Below are 23,425 nucleotides of genomic sequence, written 5' to 3' on the forward strand. Positions count from 1 at the left end.
AGAGGTGTCTTACTATTCATGAGATACGTCTAAAACCTATTTTTTAACGTAGCTATAGCGATTATAAACACTTAAAACCTTAAAAATGAAAAAAGTAGTATTGGCTTTTTTGGCCTTGACAATGACAACATCAGTATTGGTTTCTTGTAAAGAAGCCACAAAAAAGGCTGAAGATGCCGCTGAAGCAACCGAAAATGCCCTTGATGAGGCAGGTGAAAATCTTAAAGAAGCTGGTGATGATCTAAAAAAGGCCGGGGCGGAAGCCATGGATAAGGCAAAGGAAGCCGGCGAGGATATGAAAGAGGCTGGCGAGAAAGCCATGGATAGTATCAAAAAGGCAGGTGAAAATATCAAAACAGGAGCCGAAAAAATGGGTGAGGATGCCAAAAATGCGGTAAACAAAGCAGGTGAAGAGGTTAAAGATGCTGCAAACAAAGCAGCAAAAGAGGTAGAGGAAGCCACCGATGATCATTAACCGATATTCGTATTAAAATCATAAGCCCTGGTCTTCAATGATCGGGGCTTTTTTTTTAAAATGAATACCCTAAACCCAAAATCAAATTGATTCCGGGTGCGGCAATACCTGAAGAGTAGGTTCGATACCGCTGATCGGTAATGTTCTCTAGACTGAAATTGGTTCTTAATGCATTTGAAATATGGTATTGCGATCTAAAGTTTAAAGTGTACCATGAAGGGGAAAAGGGATTTCCGTTTTCGTCACTGGCATAGATAAATTCTTTACTTCGTTCAGAAAGTGCCAAATCATCAAATGGGATTTCACCGTTATAGTTCAAAAAGAAATCGGCTTTAAATTTTTGATTCTTCCAAATAAGATGTGCATCGGCAAATGTTGGTGCCACGTGACGGGCGGCGGAATCAACCCCATTGTCATCTTCTTCCGTCCCTTCCGTAATGGTTAGATTACCGAGAAATAAGATGTTCTCGGTCATAAACGCCTCTACCCCGAACTCAAATCCGTAGACATAAGCTTTAGCGGCATTCTGAATAGCCTGTACATTGCTTAGTTCCCCATTGAATTCAATTTCAGATTGTCCATCAAACAAAAAATCCCTACGTACGAGGGCATCTACCAGATAGGTATAAAAAGTGGCCCCTTTTAAGACGAGTTTGTCATTGAAGTTTTTTTGGATTCCGAAATCAATATTATAGGCATATTCGGGATCTAACTCCGGATTTGGCACTACGACCGAGCCGGGCTCTGAATCAAAAACCTTTCCGATATCATCAATATTCGGGGCCCTAAAACCAGTGGAACCATTCAAGGTCAGCTGTAAATCAGCTTTGGGGAACCAACTCATACCCAAGCTACCCGTCAAAGCCCCAGTAATCAAATCGGCCTCATCGAAAGGGAACGGGAAAAATGTGTTATCGAACTGTGCATCGACCCAAACTTGACTATACCGCATTCCAGAAAGTAGGGTCAAATTTGGCTTAAGCTGGTAACTTCCATTGACGTAGCCTGCAAAAGTCTGCCAAGTAGAATCATCAGGGTGCCGTGATACGGCCCCCGTCACTTCATTGGTCTCAATATTGCGGTTTTGACCAATGGAACCCACTTTATTGAAAACATACTCCGCACCATAGTACAACTGTAGATCCCCAATTTTTTTATTTTCAAAATCAAGATTTAAAGAGAGTGCATCTACTGTTTCGGTAGTCGTATTGCGAATGGTATTTTGAAAATTCCGTGTGTTTCTACTTTCTTCGAAAAATTGATAGGCCGTGGTCAATTTTACGGCATCATAAAATTTTCCTTTTCCCTGTTTAGTTACCTGTAGGTTGCCCATAAACCATTTTTGGGGGCCATAGAACCATTCGGCCGACCGCAGGCCATCACCAGCATTATTCGGGCGTATCAATCGGTCATACCTTCCATAGTCAGAGGTTTCAGAGTAGTAAAGTCCTAAATCATAGTTCCAATTGGCATTAGGGCGATATCTTACTTTTTGTAAAAAATTCACTTGGTCATAACCCGAACCTACCTGTAGCTTGGGGTTTTCGTTCGTAACAAGCACATCTTGACCATTTTCACGAACTACAAAGTTATCCCTTAGGTAAGAGTCACGACCATGTTCGCCCATTCTTAAGTCATCAAAACTATTATAGGTAAAACTGGTAAATGAGGCCCATGTGGTATGCCCCACATTGACATCGGCATGAATCGTATTTTCGGTATTTGCAGACGCGAAACGGTAACTCGTATTGCCGGAAATGGTGAGGCTGTCGGTATACGAAAACCTAGGGGTCTTTGTAAAGAAGTTCATAACGCCACCTATGGCATCACTGCCGTAGATTACCGATCCGGGGCCAAAGATCACTTCGGTATTTTTAATGGTAAAAGGATCGATGGATATGATATTTTGAACATTACCGCCCCTAAATATGGCGTTGTTCATACGAACACCATCAACGGATAGTAACAATCTATTTGTTGAAAACCCCCGGATTAAAGGGCTACCACCGCCCAATTGACTTTTTTGAACGAAAACCTTACCGCTGTTTTGAAGTAGGTCTGCTGAGGTCTGCGGATTGGTGAACACAATGCTTTTCGCATCTATGGTAGCTATCTTTTGTGGAATGTCTTTGCGCTGCTGTTCCCATTTTGATACCGATAAGACCACCTCATCCAGTTCAGAGGGTTTTAAACTCAAATAAACGGTATTACCCTTTCTAGCCAGTTGTGCCTTCGTGGTCTTGAAGGTTTCATAGCTAATGTGCTTGATGCTTAAGCGCTCGTTCGGTCTGAAAATTGAAATATCGAAGCGGCCGTCGAAATCAGTTACCGAGGTTTTTGATTTGTCTGCATTGAATATCGCTACATTCACAATGGGACTGCCTGAATCAATATCCAAAACAATAACCTGTTGCGTGTATGCAAAATAGGAAAAGCACAAAAAAAAGAATAGGATTACTACATTGCGCATACTAATCAAACACTGCATTTAAAACTGCCAAGGACTTGGGTTTTCTGAATCCGTGCAAATGTAATTCAAAATACAGAATTACAGATTTCAACAGTGATTCTCGGTCGGCCTTCGCGATTCTTATCGATGATAGTGTATCAAAATTTATGCCCAATAGCGCTTTAAAGGGTGAAATATTTTCATTGGTAATTAGGGGGTTCAGGTTAGGTCGTGCCACAAACTCTCCCTCAAGCAAATCGAAATAGTCTTTTGAAGTATGATTTTCATCCGGATAGAAACCCAGGTGTTTGGTCAAGTTCAGTAAGAAGAGCAAATGAAAATTGGTAATTTGGTTGTTCTTGTCCAACCAACTGAGGGCACCTTCGATATAATGATAGAGCTGTTCGTCTTGCTGTTGTTCTTGAATACTATTGCCCAACATTTCCGCTATAAACAGTACAAGACTGTTCTTAATGATATTGGTATGTAATGTTGTATAGGGATGAATGACCTTTGCCTCTCGAATATTTTCCAAGGTCCCTTTGTTTTTATGGACCGCGGTAATTTCCAATTGCATCAAGGGAAAAAAATAGGCCGCTTTTAGTTTTCCTTTTTTTGAGGCCAATACCCCCTTTAGCAAATACGATTTTATGCCGTCAGAGGCAGTAAGTGCCTTAACAATAAGGCTGGTGTCCCCATATTTAAGAGAAGATAGCACAATGGCTTTGGTGGTGACCTGCATGTTTTCGTAAACGCTTAAAAAAAACAGTGAACGGTAAAAGTAGTCTTCTTTAGACTAAACTTAAAACCGTTCACTGCTTAGGGTGCTATTGAAAACTATGTTCAGATGACCCCTTGGGCTAGCATCGCATCGGCTACTTTAACAAAACCGGCAATGTTGGCGCCCTTTACATAGTTGCAGTAACCATTCCCCTCTTTACCGTATTCGATACAAGAGTCGTGAATATCCTTCATGATTCCTTGAAGTCTTTCATCAACTTCTTCGCGGGTCCAACTGATCCGCAATGAATTTTGGGACATTTCTAAACCAGAGGTAGCTACACCACCTGCATTCGAAGCCTTGCCAGGGGCAAAAAGGATTTTTGCATCGTGAAAGGCATGGATAGCTTCAGGGGTAGAGGGCATGTTCGCACCTTCTGCGACACAGATACATCCATTTTTGATCAAGGTTTTTGCATCATTGCCGTCCAACTCATTTTGCGTTGCACATGGCAGGGCCACATCGCATTGAATATCCCAGGGGGTTTTCCCTTTATGGTATTCGGCCGAAGGATATTGGGCCGTATATTCAGAGATCCTACCGCGTCGATTGTTCTTTAAATCCATGACAAAGGCCAGTTTATCGCTGTCGATACCATCCTTATCATAGATATATCCGCCAGAATCAGATAGTGTAACTACTTTGCCACCTAAGGCGATGACCTTTTCCGCTGCATACTGCGCGACATTACCTGAACCCGAAATCACCACGGTTTTTCCGTTGAAACCATCACTTTTGGTTTCCAACATGCTTTGGGCAAAATAGACGGTTCCGTAACCAGTTGCCTCAGGTCTTATTTTTGAGCCACCCCATGATAGCCCTTTACCCGTCAATACCCCGGTAAACTCATTCCTCAATTTCTTATACATACCGAAAAGGAAGCCTATTTCGCGGGCACCCACGCCAATATCACCAGCCGGCACATCGGTGTTTGGCCCAATATGACGACATAGCTCGGTCATAAAGGCATGGCAAAAACGCATTACCTCGTCATCTGATTTTCCTTTGGGGTCAAAATCGGATCCCCCTTTACCGCCACCCATAGGTAACGTGGTCAAACTATTTTTGAAGACTTGTTCAAAGGCCAAGAATTTTAGTACGCTAGCATTCACCGTAGGATGAAAACGAAGACCACCCTTATATGGACCAATAGCGGAATTCATTTGAATACGGTAACCACGGTTTACGTGAATTTCCCCCTCATCGTCAACCCATGCTACCCTGAACGAAAGCAAACGTTCAGGTTCGACCATGCGCAGTAAGATATTCTTGCCGTTGTAAATTTCATGCTTCGCAATGTACGGGATCACAGTTTCGGCGACTTCTTGTACAGCTTGGATAAATTCAGGCTCATGACCATTTCTGGCCGTGACCTCATCCATGAATGCTTTGATTTTTTCTTCCATAAACGGATTGCTAATTTGTTAATCTTTTAACCTATAAAAAGACCTATTTTATTGAATTAGGAATATAACGGCAAAATTATGCTATTTGTACAATTGCAGACCCTATTTTTTAGAAATATTTAAAAAAAGATTTATCCGATTGCCTGCTCCAAATCGGCAACCAAGTCATCAGCATCCTCAATGCCCACGCTCAACCGAATCAAAGCATCAACAACCCCGCTTTTTTCCCTTTCTTCTTTTGGAATACTGGCATGGGTCATACTTGCAGGATGACCTGCTAAACTTTCTACGCCACCCAATGATTCCGCCAAGGTGAATACTTGTAATCGCTCTACTATTTTAATGGCATCATCATAACTACTGCCATTGGGCACGAAGGAAATCATTCCACCAAAATCATCCATTTGCGCTTTTGCAATCTCATGATTTGGATGATTTTCGAAACCTGGCCAATATACTTTTCCGATTTTAGGGTGATTGGCCAAATATGCTGCGACCTGTTTGCCATTTTCAGAATGTCGTTGCATACGAACATGCAAGGTCTTGATTCCACGAAGTGTCAAAAAACTATCCATTGGTCCGCAAACAGCGCCGCTGGCGTTTTGAATAAAATAAAGTTTATCGGCCAACTCCTTATCCTTGACAACCAAGGCACCGACAACAACATCACTATGGCCACCAAGATATTTTGTTGCGGAATGCATGACGATATCTGCTCCCAAATCCAACGGGCGTTGCAAATACGGCGTGGCAAAGGTGTTATCGACCGCTAGCAGCAAATTATGTTTTTTAGACAAGGCCGAAACCGCTTTAATATCAATCACGTTCATCATTGGGTTGGTCGGTGTCTCCACCCAAATCAATTTAGTGTTGGAGTTGATTTTTGCCTCAATGTCGGCAATGGATTGCATTCCGATAAAATGAAATTTAATTCCGAATTTTTCAAATACTTGCTTGAACAAACGGTAACTGCCGCCGTACAGATCATTGGTTGAAACAACTTCGTCACCGGGGCTTAACAGCTTTATAACGGCATCTATGGCCGCAAGTCCACTGGCAAATGCAAGACCATAAGTTCCATTTTCGATGCTCGCCAATGAATTTTCAAGGGCGGTACGTGTAGGGTTGGCACTTCGCGAATATTCAAATCCCTGATGGCCTCCTGGGGTACTCTGCGCATAGGTTGAGGTTTGATAAATGGGAGGCATTACGGCGCCATAGGCGGCATCTGGTTGCTGACCACCGTGTATTGTCTTGCTATTGAATTTTAAATCTTTTTTACTCATGATGTCAAATTATGTTTCAAAGGTATCGTTAAGTTTTTGAGTAATCAATGAAAGCTTATTTTTGGCCTTTATTTTAGGTGCCCATGAAAATACTTAAACTAGTGCCCTTACTATCAATTTTGCTCTTTGGTTGTAAAACGGATACAAAACTTACATACGAGCAAAGCAGTTTAAAAGGTCGCGATTGCAGCACCTGTGCCGTTATACGTATTGAGGTGCCCTACGCGCTTGATGATCTTAAAATCTCAAGAACCATTAACTCGGTCATTGATGAAGAAATCATATATGCCCTAAAGTTTGATGAAACGCTCGAGGTAACATCGGTTGAAGGAGCAATGGCCTCTTTCGATGGAAGCTACCAAAAAATGTTGGCCGAGTTTGGTGGTGTAGCGGAACCATGGGAAGCTAAGGTTTCGGGCGCCATTACTTTTGAAAATAGTGATTTGGTAACCATAGCCCTTGAAAACTACACCTATACTGGAGGGGCACATGGTTATTTCTACAAGATTTTTTTGAGCTTTGATAGAAAAAAAGGTCTGGAAATCGAACCCGGTGAGCTGTTCGGGAATTTAGACGGATTTCAACAATTGGCTGAATCAAAATTTAGGGAGGCGTATGAAGTTGCCACTGATGTCAATATCAATGCTACCGGATTCATGTTCGATAATGATACGTTCCATTTGCCGGAAAACTTCGGATTTACTGCTGAAGGAATCGAATTGCACTACAATCAATATGAGGCAGCATCATATGCCGATGGTCCCTTAGTGGTTACGATATCATTTACAGAAGCGAACCCTTTTTTGAAAGAATCCTATCGGGTTAAACCGTAATTGCTTTGGCCAATGCCATAATGGTGCCTAAATGCAATCCCTCATGAAAGGTATTGAAGGCAATGGCATCTTCCACGGTTCGCAGTTCTACCTTTGCGGAGGTCATGTAATTTTTAAACGAATTGAATTTACCGGCTTCATAATCCAACCTTGTTTTTTGAGGGAGGGATGTGAGCATTTCAGCGATCGTTTTTAGTTCTTTGTCACTCGGTTCGCCCTTTGGTGAAGTCCCTTTTTGGTATTTCTCGACCAATTCTTGTGGAATGTTGAGGGCAAGACCACTCAAGCCATAGACCAATTTTTGTTCCGTAACCACAATGTGGGCAATATTCCACCAGATATTGTTATTGAACCCTTTTGGAATTTTATGTAATTCGTCTTTGGTTTTTTGTGCTAGAAAGTGTTGCAGTGCTTTACGGTTTTGTGCAATGATGGGGAACAAATTTTCCAAGAAAAAGAATTTAGGATTAAAACATATCTAATTTTCTAGATATGTAAATATATTATATATTTGTAACGTGAATATAGTCGAAATAAGTAAGATTCTATCAAACCAAACACGGGTAGCTATTTTGAAATGGTTGAAAAATCCGGAGGAGAATTTTCCTCCCCATCAAGATATCGATCATTTTGATGATGGGGTGTGCGTTGGTTTTATTCAAGATAAAGCGGGGTTATCACAATCAACGATTTCCACCTATTTGAATTCGATGCAGAATGCAAAATTGGTGATTCCTACCAGACATGGTAAATGGACCTACTATAAAAGAAATGAAGAAGTGATACAGGCTTATTTGAAGGAATTAAAGGAACAGCTCTAATTTTTTGTCTAACATATCTATAAATAGCGAAATCTAAAAATGAATACAACTACTTTTTGCCATGAAGCACAGGCCAGGCCAAATAATAAAAATCCTTTGAGGGTTTTTTTGAATTGGCTTTTAAGGCAAAGGATTGTGGGTGCCGAAGAAATGTCAAAAACAAAATAGGAAAAAATGAAAACCATAGGATTAATAGGAGGTATGAGTTGGGAATCCTCAAAAGTATATTATGAATATTTGAATAGGTTGGTACAACGAGAATTGGGGGGCTCGCATTCAGCAAAAATCATAATGAGCTCTGTCGATTTCTCTGAAATTGAACAATATTCGTTTGAAGGCAATTGGAATGCCATTGGAATGCTTATGGCGACCGAAGCTGCCAAATTGGAAAAAGCGGGAGCGGATGTGGTTGTTTTATGCACTAATACGATTCATTTGGTCAGTGATAAAATAGAGCAAGCAATTTCGATTCCATTTTTACACATCGCTGAAGCCGCAGGTAGGGCGATACAAGAAGAGGGGGTACAAAAAGTAGCCCTTTTAGGAACCCAATTTACCATGGAAAAGGATTTCTACACCAAAATCTTAAACGAGAAGTATGGTTTAGAGGTGTTGCTTCCTAAATTGGAGGATAGAAAATCGCTGCAAGACATTATTTATAATGAACTGGTGAAAGGAAAATTCACCGAAATGGCCAAAACAAAGTGTCTCGAAATCATCGGTGAACTTGAGGCTGAAGGCGCTCAAGGTGTTATCTTGGGTTGTACGGAGCTTCCGATATTGATTCCGGATGATGCGGTTGAAATTCCAACGTTCGATACTACCTTGTTACATTCAAAAATGGCATTGGATTTTGCCCTAAACTAAAAATGGCCTAGTATGAAAATCTTGATAATCGGGGGTTACGGAACCATTGGCAAATCACTGGCAGATCATTTTGAACAAGACCATAAAGTGCTCGTAGCAGGCAGAACAAAAGGGGACATACGTGTCGATATTGCCAATAGTAAGTCTATACAGGCCTTATTTGATAAAATAGGAAAAGTCGATGCCATCATTTGTGCCGCTGGTGAGGCAAAATGGGAAAGCTTCGACAGGCTTTCAGAAGAAGATTATTACATTGGTTTTAAGAGCAAACTGATGGGTCAGGTAAACCTGGTCCGTATCGGGCAACACTATTTGAGTGCTAATGGTTCCATTACCCTGACCACAGGAATCTTGGCAGATGACCCCGTAATTAAAACTGCAAGTGCTGCCATGGTGAACGGTGCAATTCATAGCTTTGTAAAAGCCGTGGTGCTTGAGATTGGAAATACATGCCGGATTAATGTGGTTTCTGCGGGAATGGTGGAAGCGGCTTATGAAAAGTATAAAGACTATTTTACAGGGCACAATCCGGTCTCAATGAAAAAAGTAGTCAAAGGCTATGAGCGAAGCGTATTGGGTAGGGACAAGGGAAAAATAATTAGGATTTACGAGTAAAATATACACAACTAATTTACAGAACATGAAAAAAATATTCCATTTGGAAACCTGTAAGACCTGTCAAAAAATCTTGAAAGAACTCGAACCTTTGGACGGGATAGAACTTCGAGAAATCAAATCAAAAGGGGTTACCCCTGAGGAATTGGAAGCCATGCGGGCATTGACCGATAGCTATGAATCACTCTTTAGTAGACGGGCGATGCTTTTTCGCCAACGCGGCTTGAACAACCAAGAATTGGGCGAAGACGACTATAAAAACCTAATTTTAGAACATTATACCTTTTTAAAACGTCCGGTAGTAGTCGTAGATGATCAGATCTTTATTGGCAACGCCAAAAAACAGGTCGAGGGGGCTAAAGCAGCATTGCATTAATGAGCAAACGTACCTTGGCCTTGTTGGCCGCAATAGCGGCCACTACCATATATGGCATCAATCACACCATTGCCAAAGGGGTGATGCCTACCTACATTACCCCTTTTGGGTTTATTTTTGTCAGGGTAGTTGGTGCCGCCCTGCTGTTTTGGGGAATATCCTTTTTAGGACCAAAAGAAAAAATCGAGGGAAAAGATTGGGGTAGACTGGTTTTGGCGGCCCTTTTGGGCATGGTCATCAATATGCTTTCTTTTTTTAAAGGCTTAGAATTATCAACGCCTATCAACAGTGCGGTATTGGTCACCATTAGCCCTATAATCGTAGTGGTGTTGTCAGCGTTCTTTTTAAAAGAGCGCATTACCCTGAATAAAGGATTAGGTATCGCTTTAGGCTTTATCGGGGCGGTATCCTTGGTGTTGTTTGGTGCGGAACTGCGGCAAGATGCCCCGAACATTCCCTTTGGCAATGCCTTATTTATTTTGAATGCAACGGCTTATGGCTCTTATCTGATCGTGGCTAAAAAATTAGTAGGTAAATACCATCCGTTTACCTTGATGAAATGGCTATTTACCATTGCGGTCGTTATCAACTTCCCCATTACTTTTAACGATTTTTTGATGATTGAATGGACGACCATGCCTTTGTGGGCCTATGGGGTAGTTGCTTTTGTGGTCATTGGAACCACGTTCTGTACCTATCTCTTTAACATTTTTGCCATGACCGAGCTCAAGGCTTCAACCATAGGGGCATTTATTTATGTACAGCCATTATTCGGTATCGTTTTCGCATTGCTAACGGGTAAAGATGCACTTACCATAGTTAAAATTGGGGCAACCGTGCTAGTATTGGTCGGGGTGTACTTGGCAAGTAAAAAGGTCAAGGCAAAGCCTTAAAGAAATTCAAGGGTTTTTCTGAGTACTTTAGTACTACTTGTAAAAAGAGGGTCAATTTAAATTATCACTTAGAAATGACAAGTTTTTTTAAGAGGTTTAGACAAAAAATGCTTGCCAAAAACAAGTTGCGTAAATATTTAATTTATGCTTCGGGGGAAATAATGCTATTGGTCATTGGAATTTTGATCGCGCTGCAAATAAACAATTGGAACGAACGTCGAAAATTGAACGACGAAAGGGAGAATTATTATCATCAACTGATAGCTGATTTAAATACTGATAAAGTATATGCAAAGAATTTAATTATCGCCTTTGAAGCGGTTTTGAAGCAATACGAGAAATACAAAGAGACCTTTAATAACCGTCAACTAAATACCCAAAAGACTATTGAAAATTTAGGGAGCCTTCAATATTCCTCCCAGCCCGTTATATTTGAAACTAACACAATTAAAACACTTATAAACACCGGAGATATAGGTATTCTTCCTCAAAACATTAATACCAGCCTAACCACCTATCTTGGAAACCAAAATAATTTAATCGATGCCAATACCCTAAATAGTAAGGAAATGATTAAAATGTTAAATAATGCCACTTCCAATGGTGCGAATCCGTCGTTGCTAGCTAGAATTCAAAAGCAGCCAGAACTAATGGAACAATTAAAAATCGCTGAAAATTATTCACGGATAATCTTGCAGCTGGAAGCTTACCACTTATGGCAAGAAATGACCTCAAAAACATCAATTTACAACTTAAGTTCCTTAATCGAAGAAGCTGATTCGAATATAGCTGCCATTAAGAAGGAATTGGAATAACTATATTAATTCAACAAAAACGGGATTTAAACCAAATTTTCAGGTTTTCGCACAAATTTCCGTGTATCTGCCTTGGTCAAAATCTTAAAATCATCGGTTTTTTCCATATGGTCAAAAGCGTCTAAAAAGTCTTTCGGCAAAGCGGTAAGTTTGCGTGCTTCTAAATCCATCCATCCGCCCATCATTTCACAACGGGCGAAATTTACCCCTTGGGCATCATAAAAATCATGTTGAAATTCGAATAACATGCCATCTTCGCTCATTCCCTTGAACCCCAATGATACCTGAACCGGTTTTCCTGGAAAAACCTCTTTGAAGTAATACATATGTTCATAAAATACTACAGGGCCGATATTGTATTGCGCCATTGTTTTTTGGTTAAACCCCATTTGCCCTAGATAGGCCATTCGGGTATGGCTCATAAAGTTGATGTAGGCAGAATTTGCCAAGTGTCTATTGGCATCGAGATCACTCCAACGAATATCGAATTCTTTTAAAAACATATCCTTCTATATTTTAACGAATAGCTTATTTATAGGGTGAACTACGAAGTAGTCTATACACCCTGTTTTACTCAACCAGTTTTCTTGAACACTGAATTCTTTTCCTATGCACGCATAAGAGTTGCCAAAAATAACATAGATTTGAAGAACGCCTACCAGAAAAAGGCGATTTTATCACCAATTTAATTTATTACGATGAGCCAAAAAGCACCTTTTATCGATTCCCTCTCTTTGCCCGCTATCGCTGCCCCCATGTTTTTAATTTCTGGTCCAAAACTGGTCATAGAATGTTGTAAGAACGGTATTGTTGGCACTTTTCCGGCATTGAACCAACGTACTAGCGAAGGTTTCGAAGAATGGCTGCTCGAAATTAAGACCGAGCTCCAAAAATGGGAAGATGAAACCGGCAAAAAAGCGGCTCCTTTCGGGGTGAACCTAATTGTACACCCCACCAATCCGAGGTTGGAAGCCGATGTAAAACTCTGCGTTAAACACAGGGTGCCCTTGGTGATTACATCATTGGGCGCAGTATCACAGGTAATCGATGCAGTACATAGTTATGGTGGTCTGGTCTTTCACGATGTGATTAAAAAAAGACATGCCGAGAAAGCTGCAGGTGCTGGCGTTGACGGTCTCATTCTGGTTGCTGCGGGCGCTGGGGGCCATGCAGGTACCATCAATCCCATGAGTCTTGTGGCCGAAGTGAAAAAATTCTTTGACAAAACGGTGATCTTATCAGGATGTATTTCGATGGGTCGCGATATTGCATCCGCGATGCAGATGGGTGCCGACCTGGCCTATATGGGTACGCGTTTTATCAATGCGGAGGAAAGTAAGGCCCCGCAAGAATATAAAGATATGATCATTGCAGCGGGCGCTAGCGATGTTACCTATACAGCGGCTATCTCTGGTGTTCATGCCAATTTTTTGGCAGCGAGCCTAAAAGCCGCGGGACTTACTGAAGAAGATCTTAAAAAGAATACCAAAATCGACTTTGGAAAAGAACTGGATACGGAAGCAAAGGCGTGGAAAACCATCTGGTCGGCCGGTCAAGGGGTTACTACCATTGAAAAGACGCTTCCAGTGGCAGCATTGGTCCGACAGTTGAAAGTTGGGTTTAAAGCGGCAATTGAAGAACAAACCAAGCTTTTAGAGCGGTTTCCAAAAGATTAGTCGCTGTAAATGCCGTTGGTTCCTTCAAATTATAGACCACCTTTTCCTTTTAGAAACGGACATTTTGCAACCATTTACGCTGGGGTATTCAGAAAAGTAAAAGGTCTGGTCCAACACCGCGAACGGGTGAACCTATCAGACGGCGATTTTCTTGATTTGGACTGGAGTAAAAGCAATGCACCCACTTCGAAACTCGTTGTGCTGTTGCATGGCCTAGAGGGTGATGCGCAACGGCACTACATCGTGGGCAGTGCCAAAAAATTCAATCAACATGGCTATGATGCTTGTGCGGTCAATTTTAGGAGTTGTAGTGGAGAACCCAATACGCTATATCGTTCGTACCATTCTGGAGCCACTGAAGATTTGATTGAAGTTATCCACCATATTTTAAATTCCGAAGAGTACCAAGAAATCTATTTGATGGGTTTTAGCTTGGGCGGCAATCTGGTTTTAAAGTATTTGGGGGAGGGAAATCAAGTTCCCAAACAACTAAAGGCCGCGGTAGGCGTATCGGTTCCATGTAGTTTAAAAAGTGCCTGTGATGAATTGTTGAACTCCAAAAACGTGTTATACTCGGCAAGGTTCAAAAAACACTTATTGGCCAAGTTGCGGCAAAAGCAACAGCTATTCCCCAATCGTATTTCAGTAGCCGAAATAGAATCAATCGCAACGCTAAAAGATTTTGATGACATTTATACCAGTCGTGCCCATGGCTTTATAGACGCGTTTGATTATTATGACAAATGTAGTAGCAACCAATTTTTGCTAGATATCGAGACACCAAGTTTAATCTTGAATGCAAAAAATGATTCATTCTTGGGGGTAGAATGCTACCCTTATGAAGCTGCAAGGACCAATGATGCCATTTATTTGGAAACCCCGGATTTTGGGGGGCATGTTGGATTTTGGGGTGCAACGAGCAGCTATGCAGAAGAACGTGCGGTCGAGTTTTTTAACTCACTTACGCAGTAGTAAATACATTTCTTACATTTACAAGATACCATCGACAAACCATGTTACGTAGATTTTACTTGACCTTATCGGCAATTATTTGCTTTTGTGTATCATGTGTAAACTCAAGTGAGTTTGACGTGCCTCAAGAAAGTTGTGTCGAAAATCTACAGGCAAATGCCACTTTTGCCGAGGTTAAGGCACTTTACCAAGGTGAATTGCTTCAAATTCAAGATGATTTGGTCATTGAGGGTTACGTGGTCTCTTCTGATAGGGCAGGAAATTTTTTTAGTGTCCTACATTTTCAAGATGAAGTTGACAATCCTACCCAAGGCTTTCAGATAGAGCTCGATATCAGACAGTCGTATTTGCTATTTGAACCGGGCAGTAAAGTTTTGATAAGGCTCAAAGGCCTTTATTTAGGCCAAAGTAAAGCCGTTTTTAAATTGGGCGGAACCTTTGCAGGTTTTGGAACGGTTTCCGTAGGTCGATTACCGGCATCAAAAATACCAGAGCATATTTTTCTGGCTTGCGATACTGTGGAAGCTATAATACCAACCAACGTTTCCATAACCAGTCTAGAGCCTAACCTCACCAATACGCTTGTACGTTTTGAAAACCTTGAAATCATTGATGAAGAACGTACCTTGCCTTTTGCAATCGAACGTGAGGAGACCCAGCGCACCTTGGTCGATTGTTTTGATAACGAACTTATCTTATTGAACAGCGGTTTCTCTAATTTTCAGCAAGAGTTGCTTCCTAACGGAAATGGAAGTATAACGGGTGTATTACTTCGTGAAAATGAAGATTTCTTTTTGGCGATACGCGAATTGACGGATATTGATTTTTCTAATGAACGATGTGTTGAGGTTGTCACTGAATTTACATCAGAACAGATTTTCTTTTCCGAATTGGCCGATCCCAACAACAATTCCGGGGCACGTTTTGTAGAGCTATTCAACGCTTCTGAAACGGCATTGGATTTAAACGGATGGTCTATAAGAAGGTATACCAATGCCAATACCACAGTAAGTTCAACCCTAGATCTCACCGGCAACACTATGGATGCGGGGTCAACTTTGGTAATTTCACCAAATGCGGATGAATTTGAAATTGTCTACGGCTTTGCACCAGATTTAGCAGTGGGTACCAATAGCCCTGCAGACTCAAACGGGGATGACAATTTAGAATTGGTGGACCCATTCGGTGTAGTGATCGATACTTTCGGGGTCATTGGTGAAGATGGTACGGGTACCAACCATGAATTTGAAGATGGTAGGGCGGTGCGAAACAGCACCATTATACAAGCAAATGCGAACTATACCTTTTCTGAATGGATCATTTTTAACGATTCAGGTGATGCAGGTACCATAAACCAACCCCAAAACGCGCCTGAGGATTTCTCCCCAAAAGAGCGAAACTAAAAAAAGGGAACATCTGAACAGATGTTCCCTTCTTGCTGCTTAAAGATGTGAATTTATACGTGATAATATCTTTCTTCGATGATTTTTCCCTCATCGTTCCAAGTAGTTCGCACTACCTGTTCGAAAGTATGGCTTTGGCCATCATTGGTGTCAAATTTCATGACCGCTTCGTAGAAAGAGGTGTTGCCTTTTACCGCAGGACCGTTTTTCAACTCATAGCCGTGAAAAGCGGTAACCGTGGCCAATAGCTCTTTTTCTTTTTCAATGTTGAAGGCTTTGCCCACTTTTGGTGCGGCATTACCTTCAATAAGTTGTACGTCGTCTGCTAGGTATCCATCCATCGCTTCTAAAAATTGACCTTTAGCCAATAATTCCAATACGTCGTTTGCGTTGTTTAAAATAGTCTGTTCTTGATTTTCCAATACTTCCATGATAAGTTGTTTTTATTGTGTGAATAATTGTTTGATTTTCTTTGGTTCAAAAGTACTGTGGGTTAACCTGTAAAAGTTTACAGGTATTTCCCGTTAACTTGTCGTTATTTCCCAAAAACCACTTTAAACCGACCGAATGGTGGAAAATTGGCGAAAACACCTTATTATATACTTTCATCACCTACTCGGTTTACAATAGGGAAGCCCTATTTTTTGGTAAGGAAAAATGAACGTTTTTTTATACCTTCAAAAGCTCTAATACGATTATGACGAACAAGGAATCTTTTTTTAACGCCATACGAACAGGTGATCTTGAAAAGGTGCGGCAATTGCTCAAAAAGTACCCCCATCTGAACAATGTTACTGACGAACGTGGTTCTACCCCATTGATTTTGGCTACCTACTACGGGCATGAACACATCGCGGACCACTTGATGGATAATGGGGCAACAATCGATACGAAAGATAGCTCTGGCAATACGGCACTTATGGGTGTGTGTTTTAAGGGATACACTGAAATTGCCAAAAGCTTGATTAAAGCAGGTGCCAATGTGAATGTTAGCAATGCTATGGGGGGAACCTGTTTAATCTATGCGGCCACATTCAATAGAATTGAAATTGCCAAACTGCTTTTGGAACATGGTGCGGATACCTCCATTAAGGATGCCCGGGGCCATACGGCCTTGGATCATGCCAAAATGCAAGAGGCTTCAGAAATGATGACTTTATTACAGAAAACCAATTGAAGGTTTTATGCAACCAAAACAACTGCTTGAACTGGTCAAAAGAATAAAGGCAATCGCCGATACAGGGCTGGTCTACGCCGAAAGTCCCTACGATTTGGAACGTTATGGGGAATTAAGGGAAATCGGCCTAAAGCTAATGGCCCATGTCACTGACGAGCCCGTAGCCAAACTCAACAGTTTCTTTTTACCACAAACGGATTATCCTACCCCTAAGGTCGATGTAAGGGGATTTGTACTGAATGGGCAGCATCAAATATTGATGGCAAAAGAGAGTGTGGATAATAAATGGACGATACCTGGGGGTTGGGCCGATATTGGCATTACGCCAAAAGAAGTGGTCATTAAAGAAATCAAGGAAGAAACGGGAATCGATGTTGAGGTAATCCGCTTGTTGGCTATTTACGATAAACAGCGACATGAACACCCCGCCGAGCCCTATTACATCTATAAATTGATGTTTTTCTGTAAAGCCACGGGAGGTGAATTACAACCGGGCTTTGACATGAAAGGTGCGGCCTATTTTTCTCTGGACGATTTGCCAGAACTTTCTGAAGATCGCATTTTAAAGAGCCAGTTGCACCATTTGTATCAATTGGTAGAAGAGGGTAAGAACGAGGTTTATGTTGACTGAGAAATACGTTGGTCATAAATATTCGGAAAGTCCGTAATCAGTCAAAATGTTTCGGTAAGGAAATGTCAGGTTGAGCACCCTTTTACCAGCCTGGTAGACAGTTGAAACCCAAACCGAAAAATGAGCGTTTATCAATTGCCCCGAATAGACCCCTTAGGGTACAATGGGGATTTTAATAAAATCATGGCAGAAAAGGTATTTTCCATTTTCAAATGACAACATCATGAGCGATAATTTACACATAGCACTAGTGCAATCCCACTTGCTTTGGGAAAACCCCGAGGGTAACCGAAAATTATTCGATACCAAAATCCAAGAAATTCAAGAAGGTGTGGATTTGGTTATATTGCCAGAGATGTTCTCAACCGCATTTACCATGCATCCTGAAAACATTGATAAAGCCCAAGCGCCCAAAACATTACAATGGATGAGATCCTGGGCACAACGAAAGCAAATTGCAATTACGGGCAGTATGATCTTTCATGAAACGGATAGGTATTACAATCGGTTGTTCTTTGTGTATCCTGATGGAAATTATGAAACGTATGACAAACGCCACACCTTTACCTTGGCCGGCGAACATGAGGTATATCGGGCAGGGGACCATAAATTGATTCTTGACTTTAAAGGGTTTAAGATTTGCCCCCTTATTTGTTACGACCTGCGATTTCCGGTTTGGGCCAGAAACGTCGAAAACTATGATGTTTTAGTATACGTGGCCAATTGGCCCAAACCCAGGGTCAATGCTTGGGATGCCTTACTTAAGGCAAGGGCAATCGAGAATATGGCGTATTGTATCGGGGTAAACCGAATAGGATTGGATCCTTCAGGTCATGAATATGTTGGCCATTCTGCAGTTTACGATGTTTTGGGTGAAAAATTGGTTTTTTCTACAAAGGAAGAAGTCTTGTACGCTACCTTATCCAAGACGCATATTAAAACTTACCGAAACAAGCTCAAATTTTTAGAGGATCAAGATTCGTTTAATTTGTTATAATAAATGTTTCATTGTAAATGGAAAATGCCCTAACATCAATCAAGTCAGGGTAATATTTTACGACCTCTGGTTGTCGTTTTTTCAAGTAGCTGCCAGGATCCCATTTTCCATTTCCATTTTCATCGAAAATAATGCGGAAACCGTACCGTTTTGGCTCTAAATGATTGAATTCAAAAACTGTTGGCTCCGTAGCATAGATTTCACGTATTTTTTCACCTTTCTCTGAAATTAATTCCACAATGAGCGGATATTTCACCTTTCCTTCCAAGTTCAATGTCAAGTCCCCATAATCGGCATAGCTACCAGTACTCAGCTTGTACTGAAGGGTGTCATTTTGTTCCCCGAAAAAATCTTGTATGGCACCGGGCAAGAGTGAAATGTGATAGTCTTGATTATCAATGATTTCAAAATCGAAATCCACTTTATTTTTTACGGTGTCCAGCGATACGCTGAAAGGCATTTGAAGGGAATCTTTATCCAAAATCCCGATTTGTGCCGTATCAAGTTGTACCAATGGGGTCGTGGCCAGAATTTCAAATTTATCATTGAAACCTATCTTACCTCGCTTGGGGGCGTCTAAACGAAGGGTGTCCAATGGAAGTTTTCTGGTTTTGACCGTAAAGGTATCGACCAGTTTCAAGGTATCATTGGTAACCGTGAACATAATGGAATCAATATCTGTCGGTGTCAACCAATAGTTAATAGTGTCCCGTTCACGATCTTTATTGATTAGGGTCTTAACGGAATCGGGCAGTTGGGTCAACGTTTCGATATTGAAGTCATTTTCATCACCATTATACCCAAAAAGAATCCTATTCTTTGCGACGTAACTGGGTACTGAAATACTATAATCGGGCTCTTCCATAAAAAGGTTCAAAAGGTAGACCGAATCGGTGGGTAGGGTGATGGTGTCGGTCAAAAATCCAATTTTATCGGATCGTTGGTCAAACACGTTGTTTTTTCCTTTATCCGTAATGCCCGTTAAAATATACTTTCCTGCCTTTAGATTGTTCAACGTGAACAAGGGCAAACTATCTGAGGTATTGGCAATGTAGTTAGGGGGGTACTTGTAAATGGTCGAATCATTGTAAGCACTATCTATCTCATAAAGCATTACGCTCACAAAAGTGTCCGCATTTCTATTGAAAGCATCTTTGACGGCACCCGATAGGGACAATGAATCAATATAATCCCCCGTTGAAAAAACGTAGCTCAGAAAGCTGTTCGGATTACCCTCGTTATGGTCTACGATGCTTTGTCCGAAATTTATGGTGTATGTGGTGTTCTCACGAAGGGTATCCTTAAAAGTGATCTCGATAAATTTACTGGCGCCGCCCAACGGTTTTATCTCTGGGGTATATTTTAATGGGGGCGAAATGATCAATTGGTTCTGAACATCTTGAAGTTTAATGTATTCATCGAAATAAAGCCGGATACTCTTACTATCGAAATTAATGCTGAGGTTTTCGGGATCTGTTCGAAGCAGTACCGGTGGTGTAACATCTTTTGGTCCACCAGAGGGATTTCCCCTTCTAGCACATTGCCAGAAGGCAAAAATGAAAAGCAACAGAAATAAGAAGCATAAAAGCTTTTTTAACAATGCCATAAGTCCGTAGTAGATTCTAAACAAAGAAACAACATATTCAAAAACCTTTAAAGTTAATTCATTAGTTTGGGTACAAAGGCCATTGTGGCCACGTAGATTTCTATTCCATCAACCCTATTCAATGCATTACAGCAGGCTTCGATTGTTGCACCCGTAGTGATAATATCGTCTACCAAAAGCACTTTTTTATGGGTCAGCGATTTGCCATTATCGACCTCATAAAGATTTTTTTTGTTTTGCCATCGGTTCAACCTTGTTTTCTTGGTCTGTGTTTTCGTGTTCGCCGTTTTTAATAGGGCATTGGCCTTAAATTCTGCCTGCAGGTGTTTGGCAAGTTGCCTTGCAAAGGCGTCGACCTGATTGTATCCTCTTTTCTTTAATTTTTTGGGATGTAATGGAACGGGTACCACAATATCGATATGGTTCAGATACCCATTGGCAACTATGGTTTCCCCATACCAGTTACCAATAAAATCCCCAACGATTTCTTGGTTTTTGTATTTCAAGTGGTGCAAAAGGTTTTTTACGATGCCGGTTTTTGAGAAAAAAAGGAAGGAATTTGCTTTGACGATGTGGGCGCGGCCATAGAAAACACGGTCAATTTCGTTCTCTTGGCCAAAATTGTAATCGGTAATCGGCAAATCGTGTCGACAAACGGTACAAAGTAGGTGTTCTCCACTGATTAATGGTGCATTACATCCAAAACAACAGTGCGGCAATAGTATTGAGTTAATATCGTTTATTATCTTTGAAACCCTATAACCAAACATACCTAGACCTACCTATTTAGCTTAAATGGAATCTCAAGATACCACTTTCAACTATAAAATAATTCTAGCGGCATTGGTAGCGGTGATAATTGCTATGCTCATAGCTTTTTATTACAGTTATGCCCAATCACGGAATGAGTTGAGTTATCTTGAGGATGAAAAAAAACTTCTGGTCAAAGAAATGACCTTGATGAAGGCGGAGGTAGATCGTTTATCAGGTGAAAACGAAATCAATGAAATCGATCTGCGATCTTCTCAAGATCAGATACAAAACCTATTGGACTCCGTTGGCCAACTCAATTTTAATATCACGAAACTTCGAGAAAACCAGAAGGCACTTCGGGTGTTGGAAGCGAGGTATGACAGCCTGAAATTAAAGAACAACTTTTTACGCTATAACAACGGGGTGTTGACCGAGCGGTACGAACGTACCCGTCGTGAAATTGACGAATTAAGGGGTAAAACCAGTTCTTTGCAACAAGCCGAAGCGTTGGCACGACAAAAAACCAAAGAGCTGGCCCGTGAACTAAAGGTCAAAAGCTATCTCAAAATGGAAGGTGCCGAGGGTAGTGGTTTTCGATTACGGGCGGGTAGACCGTTAAAAACCAATAAGGCTTCGACCATTGAAAAACTAAGGGGTTGCGTCACTATTTTAGGTAACCCGAATGAAGAAGGTGATGTAAAGGTCATCTATCTTCAGTTTTTGAATCCTGATATGAAGGTTATTGAAGACAACGCCAATGTCGTTGCCGTTAGTGGTAATACCTATAGTAAACGGGTCGAGGTGGTCTATTTGGGCAAAGAATTAAGTGTTTGCGATGCGATAACCGTACCAGAAGGCTCGTTAACCGAAGGGATATACACCCTAAATGTTTTTGAAGACGAACGACTACTGTCCTCAACCGAATTTCAGTTAAAATAAACTTCACTCTTTTTGGCCATTATACTATTTTTGCGCAATGGCAAAGCAAGAAGATATTTTCAAAAAGGTAATCTCACATGCCAAAGAATACGGTTATGTGTTTCAAAGTAGTGAGATTTATGATGGTTTGAGCGCGGTATATGATTATGCCCAGAATGGGGTTGAGCTCAAAAAGAATATTCGCGAATATTGGTGGCAGGCCATGGTACAGCTCAATGATAATATAGTTGGCTTGGATGCTGCTATTTTCATGCACCCCACTACTTGGAAAGCCTCAGGTCATGTTGATGCCTTTAATGATCCTTTGATAGATAATAAAGATTCTAAAAAAAGATATCGTGCCGATGTCTTGGTAGAAGATTATGTAGCGAAAATAGAAGCGAAAATCGATAAGGAAGTAGCCAAGGCGGCCAAACGTTTTGGCGACAGTTTTGATAAAGCACAGTTCTTAGAAACCAATAATCGTGTCGTTGACTACCAAAAAAAGGCCGATGGTATTCTAAAGCGATTAGGGAAATCATTGGAAAATGAAGATTTGGCCGATGTTAAAGCCTTAATCGAGGAATTGGAAATTGCCTGTCCGCTTTCAGGTTCTAAAAACTGGACCGAGGTAAAACAGTTCAACTTGATGTTCGGCACCAAACTCGGTGCTTCGGCTGATTCTGCCATGGACCTATACCTACGCCCAGAAACGGCGCAAGGTATTTTTGTAAACTTCTTGAATGTTCAAAAAACAGGACGGATGAAGATTCCGTTCGGAATCGCCCAGACCGGAAAAGCATTCCGCAATGAAATCGTGGCAAGACAATTTATTTTCAGGATGCGTGAGTTCGAACAGATGGAGATGCAATACTTCATCAAGCCAGGTACCCAACAAGAATGGTATGCTAAATGGAAAGAGAAGCGTATGAATTGGCACTTATCATTGGGTATGGGCGCGGACAATTACCGTTTTCATGATCATGAAAAGTTGGCACATTACGCTGACGCTGCTGCGGATATTGAATTTAAATTTCCATTCGGATTTAAAGAATTGGAAGGAATCCATTCCAGAACCGATTTTGATTTGAGCCAACACGAAGCACATTCGGGTAAAAAACTACAGTATTTTGATCCAGAAGAGAACAAGAGCTATGTACCCTATGTTCTAGAAACATCCATTGGTTTAGATCGCATGTTTTTGGCCGTTTTCAGTAATTCATTACAAGAAGAAGAACTCGAAAATAATACCACGCGAACCGTTTTGAAATTACCGGCGGTATTGGCCCCTACAAAAGCAGCAATTTTGCCCTTGTTAAAACGCGATGGATTACCAGAGGTGGCGAAGAAATTAGTTGACGATTTAAAATGGGACTTCAACATTGCCTATGATGAAAAAGACGCGGTAGGGCGTCGCTACCGTCGACAAGATGCCGTCGGCACACCTTTTTGCATTACAGTCGACCATCAAACCTTAGAAGATGAAACGGTGACGATTCGGCATCGCGATACTATGGAACAACAACGTGTTGCGATTACTGAGCTAAAGGGTATCATCGCTAAAGAAGTGGACATGCGCGAGTGGTTAAAGCGTATTTAAATTTCGATACTAAAAGTAGCGGAACGATTTGCACATTGTTGTATGTTATTGTGCTTCAAAGTGTGCGCAAATTCT

General features: G+C 41.1%; 25 protein-coding genes. 16 read left to right on the plus strand and 9 right to left on the minus strand.

The window, feature by feature from the left end; genetic code table 11:
* The first annotated feature begins 85 nt into the window (after window positions 1–85).
* The gene (locus AACM45_RS10650; protein WP_339142575.1) at window positions 86–475 is read left to right on the plus strand and encodes a hypothetical protein; all 390 of its coding nucleotides are present in this window, start codon (window positions 86–88) and stop codon (window positions 473–475) included.
* A gap of 55 nt (window positions 476–530) precedes the next feature.
* On the opposite strand, the gene AACM45_RS10655 is transcribed toward AACM45_RS10650, so the two are convergent.
* The 4 genes from AACM45_RS10655 to AACM45_RS10670 form a co-directional block, all read right to left on the minus strand.
* The gene (locus AACM45_RS10655; protein WP_445227727.1) at window positions 531–2,963 is read right to left on the minus strand and encodes a TonB-dependent receptor; all 2,433 of its coding nucleotides are present in this window, start codon (window positions 2,961–2,963) and stop codon (window positions 531–533) included.
* On the minus strand, window positions 2,947–3,666 hold the full coding sequence (recO, locus tag AACM45_RS10660) for a DNA repair protein RecO (RefSeq protein WP_339142577.1): 720 nt from the start codon (window positions 3,664–3,666) through the stop codon (window positions 2,947–2,949). Before recO ends, AACM45_RS10655 begins: the two co-directional genes overlap by 17 nt.
* A gap of 101 nt (window positions 3,667–3,767) precedes the next feature.
* The gene (gdhA, locus tag AACM45_RS10665; protein ID WP_339142578.1) at window positions 3,768–5,111 is read right to left on the minus strand and encodes an NADP-specific glutamate dehydrogenase; all 1,344 of its coding nucleotides are present in this window, start codon (window positions 5,109–5,111) and stop codon (window positions 3,768–3,770) included.
* A 131-nt stretch (window positions 5,112–5,242) separates the two neighbouring features.
* On the minus strand, window positions 5,243–6,397 hold the full coding sequence (locus AACM45_RS10670; RefSeq protein WP_339142580.1) for a cystathionine gamma-synthase: 1,155 nt from the start codon (window positions 6,395–6,397) through the stop codon (window positions 5,243–5,245).
* Between the two features lie 83 nt (window positions 6,398–6,480).
* Here AACM45_RS10670 and AACM45_RS10675 point away from each other — a divergent pair, with 83 nt between their 5' ends.
* On the plus strand, window positions 6,481–7,230 hold the full coding sequence (locus tag AACM45_RS10675) for a DUF3298 and DUF4163 domain-containing protein (protein ID WP_339142582.1): 750 nt from the start codon (window positions 6,481–6,483) through the stop codon (window positions 7,228–7,230).
* On the opposite strand, the gene AACM45_RS10680 is transcribed toward AACM45_RS10675, so the two are convergent.
* On the minus strand, window positions 7,220–7,681 hold the full coding sequence (locus AACM45_RS10680) for a DinB family protein (protein WP_339142584.1): 462 nt from the start codon (window positions 7,679–7,681) through the stop codon (window positions 7,220–7,222). The two genes, AACM45_RS10675 and AACM45_RS10680, sit on opposite strands and share 11 nt — an antisense overlap.
* Window positions 7,682–7,748: 67 nt before the next feature.
* Here AACM45_RS10680 and AACM45_RS10685 point away from each other — a divergent pair, with 67 nt between their 5' ends.
* The 6 genes from AACM45_RS10685 to AACM45_RS10710 all read left to right on the plus strand — a co-directional run bounded on the left by AACM45_RS10685 (window position 7,749) and on the right by AACM45_RS10710 (window position 11,617).
* Window positions 7,749–8,051: an ArsR/SmtB family transcription factor gene (locus tag AACM45_RS10685; RefSeq protein ID WP_339142586.1), complete on the plus strand. Its 303-nt coding sequence runs from the start codon at window positions 7,749–7,751 to the stop codon at window positions 8,049–8,051.
* Between the two features lie 174 nt (window positions 8,052–8,225).
* A complete protein-coding gene (locus AACM45_RS10690; protein WP_339142587.1) occupies window positions 8,226–8,918 on the plus strand; it encodes an aspartate/glutamate racemase family protein in 693 nt (230 codons plus the stop codon).
* A gap of 12 nt (window positions 8,919–8,930) precedes the next feature.
* Complete coding sequence (locus AACM45_RS10695) at window positions 8,931–9,533, plus strand: short chain dehydrogenase (RefSeq protein ID WP_339142589.1); 603 nt, start codon at window positions 8,931–8,933, stop codon at window positions 9,531–9,533.
* A 25-nt stretch (window positions 9,534–9,558) separates the two neighbouring features.
* A complete protein-coding gene (locus tag AACM45_RS10700; RefSeq protein WP_339142590.1) occupies window positions 9,559–9,909 on the plus strand; it encodes an arsenate reductase family protein in 351 nt (116 codons plus the stop codon).
* Entirely contained in the window at window positions 9,909–10,802 is an 894-nt protein-coding gene (locus AACM45_RS10705; RefSeq protein WP_339142592.1) for a DMT family transporter, read from the plus strand. The genes AACM45_RS10700 and AACM45_RS10705 overlap by 1 nt, the downstream gene beginning before the upstream one ends.
* A 107-nt stretch (window positions 10,803–10,909) precedes the next feature.
* Window positions 10,910–11,617, plus strand: a complete 708-nt coding sequence (locus AACM45_RS10710) for a DUF6090 family protein (RefSeq protein WP_339142593.1) — start codon at window positions 10,910–10,912, stop codon at window positions 11,615–11,617.
* Window positions 11,618–11,643: 26 nt separating this feature from the next.
* Here AACM45_RS10710 and AACM45_RS10715 read toward each other — a convergent pair whose 3' ends face one another.
* Window positions 11,644–12,120, minus strand: coding sequence for an acyl-CoA thioesterase (locus AACM45_RS10715; protein WP_339142595.1), 477 nt, complete (start codon window positions 12,118–12,120; stop codon window positions 11,644–11,646).
* Window positions 12,121–12,315: 195 nt separating this feature from the next.
* On the opposite strand from AACM45_RS10715, the gene AACM45_RS10720 reads away from it, so the two are divergent.
* From AACM45_RS10720 to AACM45_RS10730, 3 genes are read left to right on the plus strand one after another with little or no spacing between them, the layout of a single operon-like run.
* Window positions 12,316–13,293 (plus strand): NAD(P)H-dependent flavin oxidoreductase, encoded by a 978-nt coding sequence (locus AACM45_RS10720; RefSeq protein ID WP_339142596.1) that lies wholly within the window; start codon window positions 12,316–12,318, stop codon window positions 13,291–13,293.
* Window positions 13,294–13,302: 9 nt separating this feature from the next.
* Window positions 13,303–14,265, plus strand: coding sequence for a YheT family hydrolase (locus AACM45_RS10725; protein ID WP_339142597.1), 963 nt, complete (start codon window positions 13,303–13,305; stop codon window positions 14,263–14,265).
* A 41-nt stretch (window positions 14,266–14,306) separates the two neighbouring features.
* Window positions 14,307–15,668, plus strand: coding sequence for a DUF5689 domain-containing protein (locus AACM45_RS10730; RefSeq protein WP_339142598.1), 1,362 nt, complete (start codon window positions 14,307–14,309; stop codon window positions 15,666–15,668).
* A 53-nt stretch (window positions 15,669–15,721) separates the two neighbouring features.
* On the opposite strand, the gene AACM45_RS10735 is transcribed toward AACM45_RS10730, so the two are convergent.
* Window positions 15,722–16,099 (minus strand): SnoaL-like domain-containing protein, encoded by a 378-nt coding sequence (locus AACM45_RS10735; protein WP_339142599.1) that lies wholly within the window; start codon window positions 16,097–16,099, stop codon window positions 15,722–15,724.
* A gap of 266 nt (window positions 16,100–16,365) precedes the next feature.
* Between AACM45_RS10735 and AACM45_RS10740 the strand changes: the two genes are divergently transcribed.
* The 3 genes from AACM45_RS10740 (at window position 16,366) to AACM45_RS10750 (ending at window position 18,473) form a co-directional block, all read left to right on the plus strand.
* Complete coding sequence (locus AACM45_RS10740; protein ID WP_339142600.1) at window positions 16,366–16,845, plus strand: ankyrin repeat domain-containing protein; 480 nt, start codon at window positions 16,366–16,368, stop codon at window positions 16,843–16,845.
* Window positions 16,846–16,852: 7 nt separating this feature from the next.
* Window positions 16,853–17,476, plus strand: coding sequence for an NUDIX hydrolase (locus AACM45_RS10745; RefSeq protein WP_339142601.1), 624 nt, complete (start codon window positions 16,853–16,855; stop codon window positions 17,474–17,476).
* Window positions 17,477–17,699: 223 nt separating this feature from the next.
* Window positions 17,700–18,473 carry an amidohydrolase gene (locus tag AACM45_RS10750; protein WP_339142602.1) on the plus strand — a complete coding sequence of 258 codons (774 nt, stop codon included), beginning with the start codon at window positions 17,700–17,702 and terminating at the stop codon, window positions 18,471–18,473.
* On the opposite strand, the gene AACM45_RS10755 is transcribed toward AACM45_RS10750, so the two are convergent.
* A complete protein-coding gene (locus AACM45_RS10755) occupies window positions 18,460–20,079 on the minus strand; it encodes an Ig-like domain-containing protein (RefSeq protein ID WP_339142603.1) in 1,620 nt (539 codons plus the stop codon). The genes AACM45_RS10750 and AACM45_RS10755 overlap by 14 nt on opposite strands.
* Window positions 20,080–20,132: 53 nt before the next feature.
* The gene (locus tag AACM45_RS10760) at window positions 20,133–20,849 is read right to left on the minus strand and encodes a ComF family protein (RefSeq protein WP_339142604.1); all 717 of its coding nucleotides are present in this window, start codon (window positions 20,847–20,849) and stop codon (window positions 20,133–20,135) included.
* Between the two features lie 25 nt (window positions 20,850–20,874).
* Between AACM45_RS10760 and AACM45_RS10765 the strand changes: the two genes are divergently transcribed.
* Complete coding sequence (locus AACM45_RS10765; RefSeq protein WP_339142605.1) at window positions 20,875–21,771, plus strand: hypothetical protein; 897 nt, start codon at window positions 20,875–20,877, stop codon at window positions 21,769–21,771.
* Between the two features lie 37 nt (window positions 21,772–21,808).
* Window positions 21,809–23,350: a glycine--tRNA ligase gene (locus tag AACM45_RS10770; protein ID WP_339142606.1), complete on the plus strand. Its 1,542-nt coding sequence runs from the start codon at window positions 21,809–21,811 to the stop codon at window positions 23,348–23,350.
* Window positions 23,351–23,425 lie beyond the last annotated feature (75 nt).

The organism is Croceitalea sp. MTPC5, assembly GCF_036985505.1.
GTDB lineage: Bacteria > Bacteroidota > Bacteroidia > Flavobacteriales > Flavobacteriaceae > Croceitalea.